This window comes from Gordonia asplenii, from assembly GCF_012933505.1.
Lineage (GTDB): Bacteria > Actinomycetota > Actinomycetes > Mycobacteriales > Mycobacteriaceae > Gordonia > Gordonia asplenii.
Map to the genome: position 1 here is coordinate 1 of NZ_JABBNB010000042.1, position 15,538 is coordinate 15,538.

15 protein-coding genes are annotated in these 15,538 nt (G+C 65.0%); 6 read left to right on the forward strand and 9 right to left on the reverse strand.

The features are described from left to right. Positions 1-131 precede the first annotated feature (131 nt). Both HH308_RS26670 and HH308_RS26675 read right to left on the reverse strand, forming a co-directional pair. Entirely contained in the window at positions 132-962 is an 831-nt protein-coding gene (locus HH308_RS26670) for a sulfurtransferase (RefSeq protein WP_170197320.1), read from the reverse strand. A 1-nt stretch (position 963) separates the two neighbouring features. After that, a complete protein-coding gene (locus HH308_RS26675; RefSeq protein WP_170197321.1) occupies positions 964-1,359 on the reverse strand; it encodes an acyl-CoA thioesterase in 396 nt (131 codons plus the stop codon). A 205-nt stretch (positions 1,360-1,564) separates the two neighbouring features. Here HH308_RS26675 and HH308_RS26680 point away from each other — a divergent pair, with 205 nt between their 5' ends. The 3 genes from HH308_RS26680 (at position 1,565) to HH308_RS26690 (ending at position 4,078) form a co-directional block, all read left to right on the forward strand. Then, complete coding sequence (locus HH308_RS26680; protein ID WP_170197322.1) at positions 1,565-2,146, forward strand: TetR/AcrR family transcriptional regulator; 582 nt, start codon at positions 1,565-1,567, stop codon at positions 2,144-2,146. After that, positions 2,143-3,138, forward strand: a complete 996-nt coding sequence (locus HH308_RS26685; RefSeq protein WP_170197323.1) for a DMT family transporter — start codon at positions 2,143-2,145, stop codon at positions 3,136-3,138. The genes HH308_RS26680 and HH308_RS26685 overlap by 4 nt, the downstream gene beginning before the upstream one ends. 76 nt (positions 3,139-3,214) lie before the next feature. Beyond that, positions 3,215-4,078, forward strand: coding sequence for an alpha/beta fold hydrolase (locus HH308_RS26690; protein ID WP_170197324.1), 864 nt, complete (start codon positions 3,215-3,217; stop codon positions 4,076-4,078). Positions 4,079-4,092: 14 nt separating this feature from the next. On the opposite strand, the gene HH308_RS26695 is transcribed toward HH308_RS26690, so the two are convergent. The 5 genes from HH308_RS26695 to HH308_RS26715 form a co-directional block, all read right to left on the reverse strand. Then, on the reverse strand, positions 4,093-4,686 hold the full coding sequence (locus HH308_RS26695; RefSeq protein ID WP_170197325.1) for a histidine phosphatase family protein: 594 nt from the start codon (positions 4,684-4,686) through the stop codon (positions 4,093-4,095). Positions 4,687-4,737: 51 nt separating this feature from the next. Continuing rightward, the gene (locus HH308_RS26700; RefSeq protein ID WP_376767289.1) at positions 4,738-5,853 is read right to left on the reverse strand and encodes a phosphotransferase; all 1,116 of its coding nucleotides are present in this window, start codon (positions 5,851-5,853) and stop codon (positions 4,738-4,740) included. Beyond that, positions 5,850-6,206 carry a hypothetical protein gene (locus HH308_RS26705; protein ID WP_170197327.1) on the reverse strand — a complete coding sequence of 119 codons (357 nt, stop codon included), beginning with the start codon at positions 6,204-6,206 and terminating at the stop codon, positions 5,850-5,852. Before HH308_RS26705 ends, HH308_RS26700 begins: the two co-directional genes overlap by 4 nt. Beyond that, positions 6,203-7,234, reverse strand: coding sequence for a TIGR03857 family LLM class F420-dependent oxidoreductase (locus HH308_RS26710; protein ID WP_170197328.1), 1,032 nt, complete (start codon positions 7,232-7,234; stop codon positions 6,203-6,205). The genes HH308_RS26705 and HH308_RS26710 overlap by 4 nt, the downstream gene beginning before the upstream one ends. 159 nt (positions 7,235-7,393) lie before the next feature. Continuing rightward, positions 7,394-9,127 carry a PEP-utilizing enzyme gene (locus tag HH308_RS26715; protein WP_170197329.1) on the reverse strand — a complete coding sequence of 578 codons (1,734 nt, stop codon included), beginning with the start codon at positions 9,125-9,127 and terminating at the stop codon, positions 7,394-7,396. A gap of 230 nt (positions 9,128-9,357) precedes the next feature. Here HH308_RS26715 and surE point away from each other — a divergent pair, with 230 nt between their 5' ends. Next, positions 9,358-10,152 (forward strand): 5'/3'-nucleotidase SurE, encoded by a 795-nt coding sequence (gene surE, locus HH308_RS26720; RefSeq protein WP_170197330.1) that lies wholly within the window; start codon positions 9,358-9,360, stop codon positions 10,150-10,152. Positions 10,153-10,633: 481 nt separating this feature from the next. Here surE and HH308_RS26725 read toward each other — a convergent pair whose 3' ends face one another. Beyond that, a complete protein-coding gene (locus tag HH308_RS26725; protein WP_170197331.1) occupies positions 10,634-11,251 on the reverse strand; it encodes a MarR family transcriptional regulator in 618 nt (205 codons plus the stop codon). Next, the gene (locus HH308_RS26730) at positions 11,251-12,714 is read right to left on the reverse strand and encodes an AMP-binding protein (protein WP_170197332.1); all 1,464 of its coding nucleotides are present in this window, start codon (positions 12,712-12,714) and stop codon (positions 11,251-11,253) included. The genes HH308_RS26725 and HH308_RS26730 overlap by 1 nt, the downstream gene beginning before the upstream one ends. A 163-nt stretch (positions 12,715-12,877) precedes the next feature. On the opposite strand from HH308_RS26730, the gene HH308_RS26735 reads away from it, so the two are divergent. Then, entirely contained in the window at positions 12,878-14,074 is a 1,197-nt protein-coding gene (locus tag HH308_RS26735; protein ID WP_170197333.1) for a cytochrome P450, read from the forward strand. Beyond that, a complete protein-coding gene (locus HH308_RS26740) occupies positions 14,074-15,525 on the forward strand; it encodes an aldehyde dehydrogenase family protein (RefSeq protein ID WP_170197334.1) in 1,452 nt (483 codons plus the stop codon). The genes HH308_RS26735 and HH308_RS26740 overlap by 1 nt, the downstream gene beginning before the upstream one ends. Positions 15,526-15,538 lie beyond the last annotated feature (13 nt).

Sequence of the window (15,538 nt, forward strand, 5' to 3'; positions counted from 1 at the left end):
GGAGGTTGCATTGCGAATGTTCCTCGCTTCGGCACTCGGGGAGCGAGAGGTTGCGTTGCGAGTGCTTCCCGCTTCGGTACCCGGCACTCGAGGTCACCGTGCCAAACGTCCTGGCCGCAGCTGCGCCCCCGTCATCCTTCCCCGGTCGCCACCGAGCGCTGTGGATCCGACGACCACTGCGACCACGACCCTGCGAATAATGTCCCGGCCAAACCCGCGATGTGCAGAGCGGCGATCTCGTGAGCCGCGTTCACTCCGGATCCGCAGTAGACCACCGGGCTGTCACCCTCGCGAATTCCCAGCGCTGCGAACCGTTCTCGCAACTGCGACGCCGGCAGGAACGTGCCGTCGACACTGATATTGGCCGCAGTCGGCACGCTGATCGCACCCGGAATGTGCCCCGCGCGCGGATCGATCGGCTCCACCTCACCTCGATAGCGCTCGGCTGCGCGTGCGTCGAGTAGGTCAGCGTCGAGCGTCTCGATTTCGTCGATGGCCACCGTCGGCAACTGACCCGGCGTCAAAGTCACTGTGCCGGAACGTGGCTCGGTGTCCCCCTGCGAGACCCGGAAGCCGGCCGCGCGCCAGGCACCGAGCCCGCCGTCGAGCAGTCGCACGTCGACGACGCCACCCCACCGCAGCAGCCACCACGCGCGCGCCGACGCCAGGTTTCCGATGTCGTCGTAAACGACGACGGGCACACCGTCGTCGATGCCCCACCGTCGGGCGGCCGCCTGCAGGTCCCCGACGTCGGGCAGCGGGTGCCGTCCCTGTTCGGGCGACGGCGCGGCAGCCAATTCCGCGTCGAGATCGACGAAGACCGCGCCGGGCACGTGACCGTCCCGGTAGTGCAGCCTGCCGTCGGGGTCGCCCAGTTGCCACCGGACGTCGAGCACCACCGGCGGCGTCGACGACAACATCGCGTCGGCGAGTTGGTCTGGCGTGATGAGCAGATCGGACATGTCACGCTCCTCTCAGGGCTGCGGCGACGTCGGCGGGGATCGGCGTCGACTTCTCCGCCGCGATGTCGACGTTGACATACACCATCTCGATGACCGCGACCGTGGCGTCACCGCGCGTCATGGTGAATCGGAAGTCGAAGCTCGACGTACCTACCCGCGTGCAGGTCACGTCGACGTCCAGTATGTCGTCGAAGTAGGTGGGACGCTGAAAGCTGATCTCCGCCTTGACGACCGACGGGTCGAAGCCCCGGTCCACGACGTCGGGGTACGGGCATCCGATCATGCGGTAGTACTCGGTCAACGCGATGTCGGCGATCATCAGGTAGTGCGCGTTGAAGAGGAACCGCTGCTGGTCCGTCTCGTGATAGCGGACTCGGTGGCTGTAGACAACAGGCATAACCGTCTTCTCTACCACGACCCGACGGCTCGTCGTCGCACGCAGCGGACACTGCCGAGTCACTGGCGGTGCCGATCCCCGTCGCGTTTCAGCTGGTTGTGCCGCACCGACGACGTCGATGCTGTCTCGAGCACCGACGTCGACGTCGCGACTTCCACCCGGCAGGACAATTAGGTAGACTGGTCTACCTAATTAGGAGGAGCCCATGCCGCACCCGGCACAGCGTCGACGACCGGCTCGCGATCGCATCCTCGACGCGGCGGCCATCCGGTTCTACCGCGACGGGATCGTCGCGACCGGAATCGACTCGATCACCGCCGACGCCGGCGTCGCAAAGATGAGTCTGTACAACAACTTCGCATCGAAGGGGGCGCTCGTCGAGGCGTACGTCGACGAGCGGCACGCACAGTGGCTGACGCTGTACACCGCGCGGGCTGAAGGCCACGAGGATGACCCGCGCGCGTTGATCCTCGCGGTGTTCGACGCGTATCTCGACCATGCGGCAGAGGCGTTCGAGCTCGGATTCCGCGGTTGCGGTCAGCTCAACGCCGCGGCCGAGCTGCCCATCGGCGATCCCGGCCGAAACGCGGTACGCAGGCACAAGGACGAAGTGGAGTCGATCCTGCGCGACGCCGCCACCCGTATCGACGATGCACACGGCGTCGAGTTGGCCGAACACCTGGTCTTCGTCCTGGAGGGAGCGATGGCACGAGCGGGTCTGGACGGCAGCCCAGAACGCATGCAGCGAGCTCGCTCGATCGCGGAACGGTTACTGGCCGACGCATGATCGCGATCATCCTGGCATCAGTCTTCTGGGGTACCACAGGGACGGCGGCCACGCTGCTGCCGACGACGGTGTCACCTCTTGCCACCGGGGCCGCAACCATGTCGATCGGCGGTGCGCTGCTTGCTCTTTCGGCGCCACGCGAATCACTGAAGGTCTTCCGTGGCGGTCGGGCCACCTGGAGGTGGCTGGTGCCCGGCGCGGTGGGCGTGGTGGCCTATCCCCTCGCCTTCTACAGCTCGATGTCGCTGGCGGGTGTGGCCATCGGCAACGTGGTGTCGCTCGGTACGGCACCGCTGTTCGCAGCACTGCTGGAACAGTTGCTCGACCCGCGCGACCGTCACCGCCCGACGACGCCCCGCTGGCGGTTATCCGCGGCAGTCGCTATCGCCGGCATCGCCCTGCTGGCGGCGTTCGGGCACGGCGAGTCCGCCGGCACCCATGCGTCGAACGTGCCGCTCGGAGTGGGGCTCGGCGCCGTCGCGGGCTTCGCTTACGCGCTCTACAGCTACACCGCTGCGCGGTTGATCGGCGAAGGATGGTCGTCGAGGGGCACGGTGTCGGCTCAATTCGCGATCGGCGGCATCGCCCTGCTGCCGATCCTGATGACAACCGGTGGGCCTCTGCTCGACGGCGGGGTAGCCGACTCGACGCCGCTGACCGATCTGTTCGGCACGCCACCGTCACTGCTGGTGGTGGCCTATCTCGCGACGGTGCCGATGTTCGCGGCCTACATCCTGTTCGGTCGCGGCCTACGCACGGTTCCGGCGTCGCGGGCGACAACGGTGACCTTGCTCGAACCGCTCGTCGCGACGCTCCTCGCGGTCGGCCTGGTCGGTGAGCGTCTCACCGTATTCGGTTGGACAGGAATGCTTTTGGTCTTCGGTGGCGTCACTGCCGTCGTCACCGAGAAGCACGTCACCCCGGCCAGCCCGCACATCCGGCTCAATGAGACCTCGTCGCCCGGATCGACGCACGATTCGCCGGTTGCCTAACGCTTGTCGGTACCTGGCTGCCGTCGCACCACCGCCTGCGCGTAGCGTCCGAAGAGAAGGCAGTGAGGAGACTGGCGTGACACAGACCGAGAACAATTCGTTCACCCTTGACGTGCGAGGCATACCGCTGGCGGGCGACAGTTGGCCGGCCGTCGGCTCCGACACCACGACGCCGTTGGTGTTGCTACACGGCGGCGGTCAGACCCGACATTCGTGGGACCGCAGCGCCGCAGACCTCGCCCGGCAGGGCCACGACGTCTATACCCTCGATGCGCGCGGTCACGGCGACAGCGGCTGGGCGCCGGACGGCGACTACGAGATCGACGGCTTCGCCAACGACCTGCTCGGTGCCATCGGTGAGCTCGGCCTCTCGGCTCCGGTGCTGATCGGCGCCTCCCTCGGCGGAATCACCAGCCTGTGCGTCACCGGCGAGAATCCCGGGGCTGCGTCGGCACTGGTCCTCGTCGACGTCGTGGTCGACGTCGAGCCGCAGGGGATCGAACGAATCAAGAACTTCATGACCGCTCACACCGACGGTTTCGACACATTGGACGACGTCGCCGACGCCATCGCCGCCTACAACCCCGAGCGCAAGCGCACCCGCAACCTCGACGGCCTACGCAAGAACGTGCGCCAACGCGAGGACGGCCGCTGGTATTGGCACTGGGATCCGGCGTTCATCGTCTCCGGCGACGAGGCCCGACGCCACACCGACCCGGAACGACTGGCCGCCGCGGCCCGCAAGGTCACGGTCCCGACGCTCATCGTGCGCGGCGGCAAGTCCGACGTCGTCAGCGACGCCGGCATCGCCGGCATGCTCAAGCTGGTCCCGCACGCCGAAGTAGCCGACGTGAGCGCGGCCGGGCATATGGTCGCCGGTGACGACAACCAGGTGTTCGCAACAGCGATCGAGGAGTTCCTGACCCGGCACCACCTGTGAGCCGGACGAGTCCGCTATTCCCGCAGATGACCGGTCTCATTGAGCGACAACAGTTCTCGATGGCCGTCCCGGTCGACGCTGACGCACGTCACGGACGTGTAGTAGGGCTCGGTGAAGAACGTCGCGGATGTCCCGAGAATCTCGGCCAGGTATGCGTTGATCACTCCGCCGTGACAGACGATCGCAGTCACCGCCGAGCCGGTCGACGCCGCGGCATCGACTGCGGCGACCACTCGGCGTCGGAAATCGGTTGTGTCGAAGGTGTTTTCACCGATGCGACCGGCGTTCATGTCGGCGAAGAGGTCGCGACGGTCGTCGTAGAACTCCATCGGCGACCGGTAACTCGTCCAGCCTCGGTCGAGTTCGGCGAGCCTGTCGTCTACGTTCACACCCAGGCCCAGCACGGCATCGACCGCGGCAGCCGTCTGCGCAGCGCGCCGCATCGGGCTCGATACGATCCGATCCACTACGCCATACCGCCCGCGCCCGACGTCGACGGCGAGTCTCTTCGCCTGAACCTCTCCGTCGGGAGTCAGGCCGGGGTCGGCTCCCGCTGCGTCGGAGACGATCCGGAACGGACGAGCGTGGCGGATCAGAAGAAGGCGCATTCGGACGGTCAGCTCACTCTCTGCGACCGACGCGTTCGGGCGTCCTCGTGTTCATTGCCGGACTCCGGAAGCACCGGCTGCGGAAGCGAAGGTCATATTGCGTAGCGCGGCAACCGATTTCCAGTCGAGCACAGCAGCGCAATTGCGCTGGAGCAAGGCCAGGATGAGGGCGTTCACCACGTCATTGTCGGGGAGGACGTCGATCGCCGCCAAGGTGATGTACAGCCCGCTCAACAACTGAATCTGATAGTCGGACACCGCTGTCTCGAGGTCGTAGCCGGGCGCCTTGCGGGAGAACTCCTCCACGTAGGTTCGGATCAACCGCATTTCGTTGGCTCGACGCCGCTGCGTGTCGATGCTGCCGGACATGAAGTAACCGACGTCGTACATGGGATTGCGCAGCCCGGTGACCTGCCAGTCGATGATCACCGCACGCACGGCACCGCCGACCGTCTCGAAGAGAACATTGTCCACGCGTGGGTCGCCGTGGGTGAATGTCAACCGTTCCTGGGGCAGCAGGTGCCAGACGCGTACCAGCTCTGTCGCCTCGCGAATCGCATCGAGAGACTCTGCGTCGAGGTCGTCGGCGAATCTCGCCAGCGCCGCTAGCGCGCCCCGACCCGCAGCCTGCGACCAGTACTCGCACACGTCGGGAAGTCGAATCATCCACGTGGGCGCCGATTCTGAGGTCATCGGGAAGAACTCGGAGTGCAACCGCGCCAGTTCGACGACGACCGCCTGCGCCTGATCGATGGTTGCACCGGCGACCTGGTTGCCCGCCTCCGCCGATTCGGTGAGGTCTTCCATGACTAGATTGATATTGGTTTCGTCGCCGGCCACCAAGTAGGCGTAGGGAATTCGGCAGGCCCGCCGTGCGGTGATATCGGTGTAGCCGCCGATCTCCCGATGGTATGCCCCACTGCGTAAACCGTGCTCGTGGACGGCTTGGGCACTGGGGCGAAGTTTCACCACGACCGACGCCGGGGCGTCGCCCACGTCACCGGTGTAGGTGATGTCGACTCGGACGGTGTCGCTGACATTGCCCGCGCCGACCGGAGTAAGCGCGATCGCATGGACAGTCGAGTCGAACCCGTTGTGCGACAGCACATCCTGAATCCAAGGAACGTCGATGTCGGCGATGACGTCGATGAGCTTCGGTGTCGTCATGACCATTCTCCTTCGAAGTAGTTCGAGTTCCACACGTCGGTGATCACCCCGGCGCCGGAAACTCGGAAGATCTCTATGCCGCACAGTCTTTCGCCATTGCGCAGACGCTGCGCGTTCCAGGTCAGCGACGCATGCTCGTCGTCGCCGACGAGGGTCACGACGGTGAACTTCGGATCGTGGGCAGCTAAGTCGTGTTGGATGCGGGACCTCTGTTCGGCCCGGGTCAGTGCCGTCGTGGATCCGGCCGAGTGCCGGATCATCGGATCCCCGCATATTTCGTCGACCAGGGCGATCTGTCCGTCGTTGTACAGCTCGTAGATATACCGTTCGACGACGCGGACCGCGCGGCTCACTCGACGCCGCCCGCGTGGTACGCCGCCATCGTGGAAGCCAGTTCGGTGGGCGTCGCTCCGTGCATGATGACTCCGTCGACGCCGAGATCGAATTGCGCGCGTACCAACTCGGCGCAGCGTTGTGGCGATCCCGTTGCCGCACAAGCCAACCACTCGGCGGGAAGTACTTTCTCCAGTCGCTCAAAGGTCTCGGCGTCGCCGACCGCGTCGGCCCATCCGGATAGCTCACGCACGACGTCGGACTCCCGAAACCGCTGCAGCAGAGCCGGATCCCACCGATTGGTCGCGACCAACAGGTCGCCGTACACCTGCAGATAGGTGGCGATGCGTCCGACTGTCTTCTTCTTGACTGTCTGCTCGTCCACTTCGTCGCAGACCGTGGCATAGCACGACCACACCTTCACCGCATGCGGGTCCCGACCCGCCGCCTCCGCTGCGGCGCGCACGGTTCGGACGGCCCGCGCCGTGGTTTCGTCGGAGAAGAAGGTGTGCAACACGACGACGTCGTAGGCTCGCCCGGCCATCGTCAGCGTGTCGGGCCCGAAAGCCGTTGTCCCCAAAGGAATGTCTTCGTCGAATGTCGGATCGAGTCGCAATACCGGGTACTTCCCCAGCGGTCCGTCGTAGTCGGCTACCGTCTCGCCGCGCCAGAGACGGCGCATCAACTGAGCGAACTCTTCCAGCTGGGCGGTAGTCGTCTGCCGTAAGCCCATCGCCGCTATCTGTGGTCGTAGTCCACGTCCGACGCCGAGCGTGAATCGGCCGCCGGTGAGGCGATGCATCGTAGTGGCGAACGCCGCGGTGATCGCCGGGTGCCGAGTGTTGATATTCGTTGCGGCGGTGGTGATTCCGATTGATTCGGTCGCCGCGCCCGCAGCTCCGGACAGCGCGCAGGCTTCTTTCACGTTGAGCCGCTCGGAGATGAATGCCTGATGCAGCCCGAGTTCCTCGGCCAGGGCGAGTTCGTCGAGCATTTGCCGCGGACTGTCGACGTGCCCGCCGAGCGCGTAGAAACCGAGTTCACCCATGTGCCACAACGCTTCTACTCAGTTCAGCGACGCAAGTGAGATCCGAGCCTAGCGACCCCGGACGGTGGCATCGGCGTCGAGGAGCCCGCCGTCGAGCAATATCTTCTCGAGCCAGCCGGGATGGACGTCTGATGCGCGCATGTGTCACGACTGGCCCGATCAGAGGATCGTCACGGTGCCGGTGGTCCCGTCGACCTCGACCTCCGCTCCGTCAGTGATTCGCTTGGTGGCCTCCGTCGCCGACACCACACACGGGATCCCCAGTTCGCGGCTGACAATGGCGGCGTGCGAGAACGGGGCACCGACGTCGACGACCACAGCCGCTGCAGCGACGAACAGCGGCGTCCAGGACGGATCGGTGATGGGTGCGACGAGGATGTCGCCCGGTTCGAGCGCCGAAGGGTCGTCGGGGTCGGTGATCACCCGCGCTCGCCCCCGAGCCGTTCCGCCACAGGCGGATACACCGGTGATGACCTCGCCGGCAACCGCGACGGTCGCGGTGTTCGCCGACCGCAGCGGCCACTCGCTGATCGGCGACGGCGTCGCGTCGACGACAAACGGCGGGACGCGGTCGAACAGATCCAGATAGACCTTCTCGCGCTCGACGAGTGTGTCGCGCAACGACGCCGGATCGGCCACGAAGTCGGTGAGCTCGTCGGCGAACACCATGAAGATCTGCCGGACGTCGTCGATGGCACCTTTGTCGACTGCGCGGGCACCGAGTTCGCGTGCCGCCAACCGAAGTTCATGCATGAGCATCGCCGCGGTGGTACGGCCGCGCTCACGTCCGCGCATCCATAACGCCGAGGCGTTCAGGACCGCCTCGAACTGTCCGAGCGTCGCCGGGTCGGCCGCCAGCATCGCACGGATGGCGGTGGCGGATTCGTCTCGCTGCGCGGACCGCTCCGCTGATTTCGCCTCCGGCGCTTCTGCTTCGTCGACGTTGCGCAATCGATCGATGGTGGCCAGCGCCAGGTCGGGGTCGACGCCCCACGTGATGGCGCGGATCTCCCACTCCGCCGGGCCGCGGAAGTCCCAGTCTGCCAGGAAGGCGTTGAGGTTGGCGGTGAAGTCGACGACGGCCTGGGTCTCCGAGGCTGCCAACTTGGCGTACAAGCCGGCGGTCCCGGCATCGAAAAGTGCTGCGACGTCCGGGTTTTGCGCCTGACGGCTGAGTTCCCACATACGCAACGACGGCCCGGCAGAGTCGACGTTGCCGAGTCCGGCTACCAGAGTCAGCGCTTGCTCCGGCCTACCGACGGCTTCGGCCAGCTGAGCGATGGCGCCAAGTCCCACACCGCATTTCAGGCTCGCCTCGATGTGATGCTTGAACAAGCGACGCAGAAGTGTCTCGAAGGAATTCATCCGAGCCACCAGTTCAGCATCGGTCAGCGCCGACAGGTCCGGTCGGGAAGCGCGAATCGCCTCCACCTCGACGCGATCGGCGTCGTAGGCGGCGAGGTCGGTGGCACCGAGGACCTGCTCGGCCAGCCACGCACCCGATTTCGCCTCGTAATCGGGATTCTCGTCGAAGTCGCGCTTCTCACTCTCGTAGGTCGGAATACCCGGCATGTCGCCGAAATACTGCAGGTCGACGGCCTCTGCGCTCATCCCCGGTACACGGACGCCGAACAGGCGCATCAGAGACATGTTGATGTACAGGTAGCTGCCGAAGGCCGGAAGAATATTGAAGGCGACGGCCTCGTCGTAGAGGTCATCGTCCCACACGCCGCACGCGACGAACGCATCGCGCCAACCCGGCTCAAGAGTGTGTTGGAAGCCGAGCGACGCGTTCAACGGGGTGATCGGGTCGGGGAAGATCTCGCCGACGTTGGCGCGGGAGTACAGGGGGAAGACCTTGGAGGTCTCGTTCATCAGGGGCCAGGCGGTCATAGCCGGACTTCCTTCCTTGTCGTAGGCCGGATCGAAGCTGATTAGCGAACTATATTTCACATTATTGTGTGACGTCACTCACGTTGTCAAGGACCATGCGCGACCACCATCGGCTCGGAAACACGCTATTCGGCAGCCAGTAGCCATCTGCGGTAGACAAATATGTGATCATTGAGTCACTATCTACAGGCGTGAGACGACGACCCGTTCCGCCGAGAGGAGCACGCGAGATGCGCATTCTGGTGACCAACGACGACGGTTACACGGCTCCCGGGCTGGTGGTGGTGGCCTCTGCGCTACGCGGCGCAGGGCACGACGTCGTCGTCGGCGCCCCGCTGGCCGAGCGCAGCGGAAGTGGTAGTTCGCTGGGGACGATCGAGGACGGATCATCGATTCCGGTGACGGAAACGACACTGCCCGAGTTGGATGACACACCGGTGTTCGCCCTCGACTGCCCACCCGCACTCGCGACGGTCGCGTTCTGCGCTGGCGCATTCGGTCCACCACCGGACTTCGTCGTCAGCGGCATCAATGAGGGGCACAACACGGGGCGGTCGATCCTCTTTTCGAGCACCGTCGGAGCGGTGCTCGCTGCGCAAGTGGCCGGCATCGGCGGACTGGCCGTCAGCAGTGGATTTGCTCCCTACCATCGCTATGACACCGCCGCGACGGTCACCGAGCGCCTTATCGCTCAGCTGGTCGACGCCGACACCACACGACTGTCGTTGAACGTCAACGTGCCCGACGTCGACTACGACGACCTGCGCGGCATTCAAGCATGTGCGCTCGGCACGAAGAGCATGTTCACCTTACGGGTGTCGCGTGCTGACGACGCGATGATCCTGAACCGCGACACCCGTCAGTCAGGCTTCTCCGCGGGGACCGACAGTGCTTGCGTCGCAGAGGGTTTCGTCGCGGTGACAGCGCTACGCGGCATCGAAGCCGCGAACACGCCATTGGAGAAGATGTTCGCAGAACGCAACCTCCTCCGAGGTGTGGGCACCGAAATGCCGTGCACGCCATGATCAGGAGCGCGAGCGCACGATACTCCGCAGTTGAGTATCTCCGCTGGTTGAGCCGGTCTTACAGCTAGCCGAGTCCGTGTCGAAACCCACCGGCCGAAGCGCCCCTCTGCTGGTTGAGCCGGACGAGCGCCGTGCTGAGCGAGGCGCTAGCCGAGTCGAAGTAGCGCTAGCCGAGTCCGTGTCGAAACCTCTCAGCCACAACGACTTTCGACGGTCCGCGCCAATATCGGCGATGACACCCGGTAATTGACGCGTGTGCACCCTACGGGTGCACACGCCTCGATGTTCGATTCCATCACAGCTCGACACGTGCGCCACCATCAAATGCATTGTGGTACAGAGGTTTCGACACGCTCGTCGCTAGCGCTCCTCGCGGCTCAACCAGCAGAGGGACGCTCCGGTCGGTGAAACCAGGTTGAGCCGGACGAGCGCCGTGCTGAGCGAGGCGCTAGCCGATTCGAAGTAGCGCTAGCCGCTCCAGTCACGCGTCTCCCGTGCCCCGCTCCCGCCCGACGGTCAGCAGCAGGTCTTGGTGTAGCTCCATCCAGATGTCGTGGTAGCTGTCGTACATCGGGCGAGCGAACGCCGCGTTGTCTCCTCCACGAACCTTGGCCAACGCGGAGTCCAGCCGTGGTGCGTAGCGCGCCAATCGCACAACCGAAGTCCCAACTGTCGCAAGTTCTTTCGAGACGCGCCGGTGGGCGTCCCCGAGCGCGGAGATCACTCCGGCATCGTAGTCGACATCGGTGTGGTCGTTCGGCGTCCCGTCGAGCCGCAGCTGCCATGACGCGCAGATCGCCTTGAAGTCGGTGTTGATCGGACCGAAGGCAGCGTAGAACTCCGAAACCGATTGCACCGCTGCGTCATCGAGCGGGTTCGCTGCCGCCAGCCGATCATGCTCGCCCCGACCTGCGGGCGTGATCATCGTCCCCGCCAATCGCGGGCCGTCTTTGCGCACCGCGAAGCCCGCATCAACCAACTCCGCGACGACGCCCGACAGCTCATCGGCATCGAGGCCGGTCATCGCGGCAAGCACCGCATCACCGGCGAGGCCTTTCACCTTGAGTGCGTGCAGTACCTCAAAAGCGTTGCTGCTCATTACTTTTCTCCATTTCCAGTCGGTTGGCCGAATCGATTGACCAGGCCGCGCTTGTCCAGCTTCCCGGTCGGCAGACGCGGCAGATCCGTAGTGAATACGACGCTGCGCGGAGCTTTGTAGTGGGCGAGATGTTCTCGCGCATGGGCGATCACCGACGCTGAGTCGGCCTCGACGCCGGGCCGCAACTCGACGACGGCGCGTACGGACTCACCGAACTCGGCGTCGGGTATACCGATCACCCCGACGTCGGCGACGGCCGGATGCGAAAGGAGTGCCTCTTCAACCTCTTCGGGATAGATGTTGACGCCGCCGGAGATGATCATGAAACCGCGTCGCCCGACCAGGTAGAGAAATCCGTCGGCGTCGACGTACCCGATGTCGCCCATCTGCTTGAGGGACCCACCGGCTTCGAAGCAGACAGTTCCCTCCACTCCGGCTGCGACATCGCGTCCATCCTCGTCGACCACGCGAATCCTCGTACTCCCCAATGGCTTTCCCACCGAACCCGGATGCGCGCGAGCCTCGTCGGGCGCGATATAGGTATGTCCGTAACCTTCCGACGCCCCGTAGTACTCGTGCAGGATCGGTCCCCACCACTCCGCGATGTCCGTCTTCACGGACACCGGGCAGGGTGCGCCGGACGTGAAAGCGACACGGTGAGTCGGTGACAGCGCGACGGATTCCCGCCCGCGCATCCTCAAGAGCCGCACCAGCATCGTCGGAACCCATTGCGAATGTGTGACTCCGTGGTCGACGATCGCCGCCATCGCAGCTGCGGCATCGAACTTCTCCATGCACACGATCGTCCCGCCGGCCGCCAGCACGATGAGTCCGAACGTGAACGGGGCGGCGTGATAATTCGGTGCCGGAGACAGCAGCACCGTGTCCGGTCCGATGCCGAGGCGTTCGGAGAGTTCGGAGTGTCGCCGCGGCGCGTCGGCGGGGTGAACGCCGAGCAGCTTCTGCGCGAATCGCTTCGGTCGTCCGGTCGTGCCGCCACTGTAAAGCACTCGGGCTCCGAGCAATTCGCCGGAGATCGGTGTAGTCGGCATCGTTGCGAGCGCTTCCTCGAACGAGACGCAGCCTTCGGACGACTCGCCGACGCAGAGTATGAGAGCGTCCGCAGCACCGACGACCGTCGGCGCCAACGCCGTGCTGGTCACGACGACCGCCGGCCGCGCCTCAGTCATCAGAATCGCGAGTTCAGCCGCATTCAGATGCCAGTTCACCGGCGTCACGTACAGGCCGCTGCGCATTCCAGCGGCCACCACCACCGGCCACGCGAGGTTGTTCTCCATCGCGATGACCACCGCGTCGCCAGGCTGCACGCCATTCGCGCGCCAGAAGTGTGCGAGTCTGTTGGATCGGCGGTCGAGCTCGCGGTAGGTCAGCGAAGCACCCGACGCGGCCATCACGTAGGCGAGCGCATCAGGTCGGTCTCGCGCAATCGACGGTGGGTACACATCTCTCCATATTGCGAATCAATCTTCACATAGTGAAGATGGCGGTCCGAGCCCATTTGTACAGCTGAGCGATTCTCAATGTTTCTCGATCGAGTAGTTCACATCACACCCTAGTCTATGGTTTAGTGAAAGTGTAGTCGCAAACCAGAACGTTGGAGCAGACATGACGACCCCCACAAGCATCGATCTGATGAATCTCGATCCGTTCGCCGCAGGCACCGATCACGAACTGTTCGCAATCCTGCGTGAGCATGATCCGCTGCATTGGAACGCCGAGCATCCAGGCCCGGGATTCTGGTCGGTGACCCGCTACGAGGACATCAAGGCCGTCGCATCCAACGCCGCGGACTTCTCCGTCACAGACGGGACGCAGATCGCGAGCCGCCGCGCCGAGGGAGAGGGCGCACGCAGCATCCATCACGTCGACCCGCCCGAGCACAACGCGCTGCGCGGAATCGTCACGCCCCACGTCCGAGCCGTCAAGGTCAAGTCACTGGCCCCCGACATCACCGCCGTCATCGACCAACTGCTCGACGAGCATGCGAGCTCGGGCGAGATCGACTTCGTGAACGCCATCGCCGCACAACTACCGTTGGTGATGATCGGCCGACTGCTGGGTGCACCGCTCGCGGACTGTCCCAACCTGTTGCGCTGGACCAATCAGATGGCCAGCGAAGACCCCGACTACTCCGAAGGTCCCCAGACCGCCGTGCGCGCCCGCGACGAAGTCTTCGACTACTTCCGCGGCTTGGAGAAGCTACGCCGCGAATGCCCCGCCGACGACCTCGTGAGCGTCCTGACCGCGGCCGAGCTCGACGGCGTGCCGCTGGCCCGCGGATACCTCGACGCCTACTACTTGATTCTCATGGTCGCGGGTAACGAGACGACCCGAAATCTGTTGTCCGGCGGCGTGAATGTGCTCGCCCAGAACCCTCAATGGTGGGACTACATGCGGGCGAACCCGACCAAGATCCGCCTCGTCGTCGAGGAGATGGTCCGCTACGTGTCACCGGTGTTGTCCATGCGACGCACCGCGACTCGCGACATCGAGATGCATGGCAAGACCATCTCGGCCGGCGACAAAGTGGTCATGTGGTTCTGCTCGGCGAACCGCGACGACCGTGTCTTCGACGACGCCGACACTTTCATCGGCACCCGCCATCCCAACGAACACCTTGGCTTCGGCTGGGGCGCGCACGCGTGTCTCGGCTCCAATCTCGCCCGCATGGAGGCGCAGCTCTTCTTCACCCGGGTGATCGAGCGCGGGTTGTCGATCGATGTCACCGCACCGCCGAACCGGTTGCAGAGCAACTTCTTTCGCGGAATCAAGTCATTGCCGACGCGGATCGAGACGCGCTGATGGCAACGTTCGTCTCCGCCGGGCACGCGCCGCCACTGGTCTCCGCGGCGGCTCACATCGGTACTGGAATCTTCACCTCCGGCGCAACGATCGGTGTCGTAGATCCATTCTCCGGCAACGAGATCGGCACCACGCACGAATGCGGTGCCGACCTCGTCGACGAAGCCGTCCAGACCGCCGGTGCCGCATTCACATCGTGGTCGCAGACTTCGGTCGACGCACGCGCGGCCGTGCTGCGCCGTGTCGCGGACATACTCCAGACACGCGGCGACGTCATCGCCACCACGGTCACCCGCGAAATGGGCATGCCGTGCACCCTCGCGCAGGCCACCCAACAGATCCTTCCCGCAGCAGTCTTGCGTGCGACAGCTGATGCGGCACAACAGTTTCCATGGACCGAGCGGATCGACGGAGGGACCGTCCGTCGCGTCGCAGGCGGCGTGGTCGCCGCTATCACGCCGTGGAACATGCCGGTGCATCAGATCGTCGCCAAAGTCTCCGCAGCCCTCGCCGCCGGCTGCACAGTCGTGCTCAAACCTTCTGAGGCAACACCTTTCGACGCCGCACAGCTTCGACAGTGCTTCCTCGACGCCGGACTGCCCGCCGACGCATTCGCCATCGTCAACGGCACCGGGCCGATCACGGGTCAGGCATTGTCGGCCCACCCCGGCATCGCGCACGTCTCATTCACCGGCAGCGTCCGGGGCGGTCGGGCCGTCGCACGTGCAGCGGCTCAAACCCTCACTCGCACAACGCTGGAGCTCGGCGGCAAATCACCCGCCGTGGTACTGCCCGACGCCGACTTCCCCGACGTCCTCCCCAGAGTCGTCGCGTCGGGCTTGGTGAACTCGGGCCAGGCATGCAATGCGACCAGCCGGCTGCTTCTGCCGTCACATCGCAGCACCGAGGCCGAAGCCATTCTCGCCCAGGCCCTCACGCAGTTGGCCATCGGCGATCCAGCGTCGCCGACTACGACGCACGGCCCCCTCGCTTCACTCGCCCAAACCGAACGTGTACTCGCCGCCGTCGACACCGCGCACGCCGCGGGTGCGCGTGTCGTCGCCGGTTCGGGGAGACCGATGAGTATCGGTCGCTCCGAGTGCTTTGTCTCCCCGGTGATCTTCGGCGATCTCCCGCCCGACGCCGCTACCGTCCGAGACGAGATCTTCGGCCCCGTCCTCGTGGTCCAGTACTACGACGACGTGCCCGCTGCCATCGACCTCGCCAACGACAGCGACTACGGCCTGTCTGCCGAAGTGTGGTCCGCGAACAACGCTCTCGCGCTCGACGTCGCGAACGCGCTGGACGTCGGACAAGTCAAGATCAACGGCGTCCGCACGCGCGAGCGGCCCGCCGTGCCGTTCGGCGGCGTGAAGAACTCCGGCTACGGACGCGAACTGGGTGCGGCGGGTATCGCCGAGTTCACAGAACTGAAAGCGATCATGCAATGAAATCGAGAATCCC

Excerpts from the sequence above, each read along its gene's own strand:
- surE (WP_170197330.1), top strand. The coding sequence starts at position 9,358 with ATGCGCATTCTGGTGACCAACGACGACGGTTACACGGCTCCCGGGCTG.
- HH308_RS26685 (WP_170197323.1), top strand. The coding sequence starts at position 2,143 with ATGATCGCGATCATCCTGGCATCAGTCTTCTGGGGTACCACAGGGACG.
- HH308_RS26740 (WP_170197334.1), top strand. The coding sequence starts at position 14,074 with ATGGCAACGTTCGTCTCCGCCGGGCACGCGCCGCCACTGGTCTCCGCG.
- HH308_RS26670 (WP_170197320.1), bottom strand. The coding sequence starts at position 962 with ATGTCCGATCTGCTCATCACGCCAGACCAACTCGCCGACGCGATGTTG.
- HH308_RS26695 (WP_170197325.1), bottom strand. The coding sequence starts at position 4,686 with ATGCGCCTTCTTCTGATCCGCCACGCTCGTCCGTTCCGGATCGTCTCC.
- HH308_RS26715 (WP_170197329.1), bottom strand. The coding sequence starts at position 9,127 with ATGACCGCCTGGCCCCTGATGAACGAGACCTCCAAGGTCTTCCCCCTG.
- HH308_RS26680 (WP_170197322.1), top strand. The coding sequence starts at position 1,565 with ATGCCGCACCCGGCACAGCGTCGACGACCGGCTCGCGATCGCATCCTC.
- HH308_RS26675 (WP_170197321.1), bottom strand. The coding sequence starts at position 1,359 with ATGCCTGTTGTCTACAGCCACCGAGTCCGCTATCACGAGACGGACCAG.
- HH308_RS26700 (WP_376767289.1), bottom strand. The coding sequence starts at position 5,853 with ATGACGACACCGAAGCTCATCGACGTCATCGCCGACATCGACGTTCCT.
- HH308_RS26725 (WP_170197331.1), bottom strand. The coding sequence starts at position 11,251 with ATGAGCAGCAACGCTTTTGAGGTACTGCACGCACTCAAGGTGAAAGGC.
- HH308_RS26735 (WP_170197333.1), top strand. The coding sequence starts at position 12,878 with ATGACGACCCCCACAAGCATCGATCTGATGAATCTCGATCCGTTCGCC.
- HH308_RS26710 (WP_170197328.1), bottom strand. The coding sequence starts at position 7,234 with ATGGGTGAACTCGGTTTCTACGCGCTCGGCGGGCACGTCGACAGTCCG.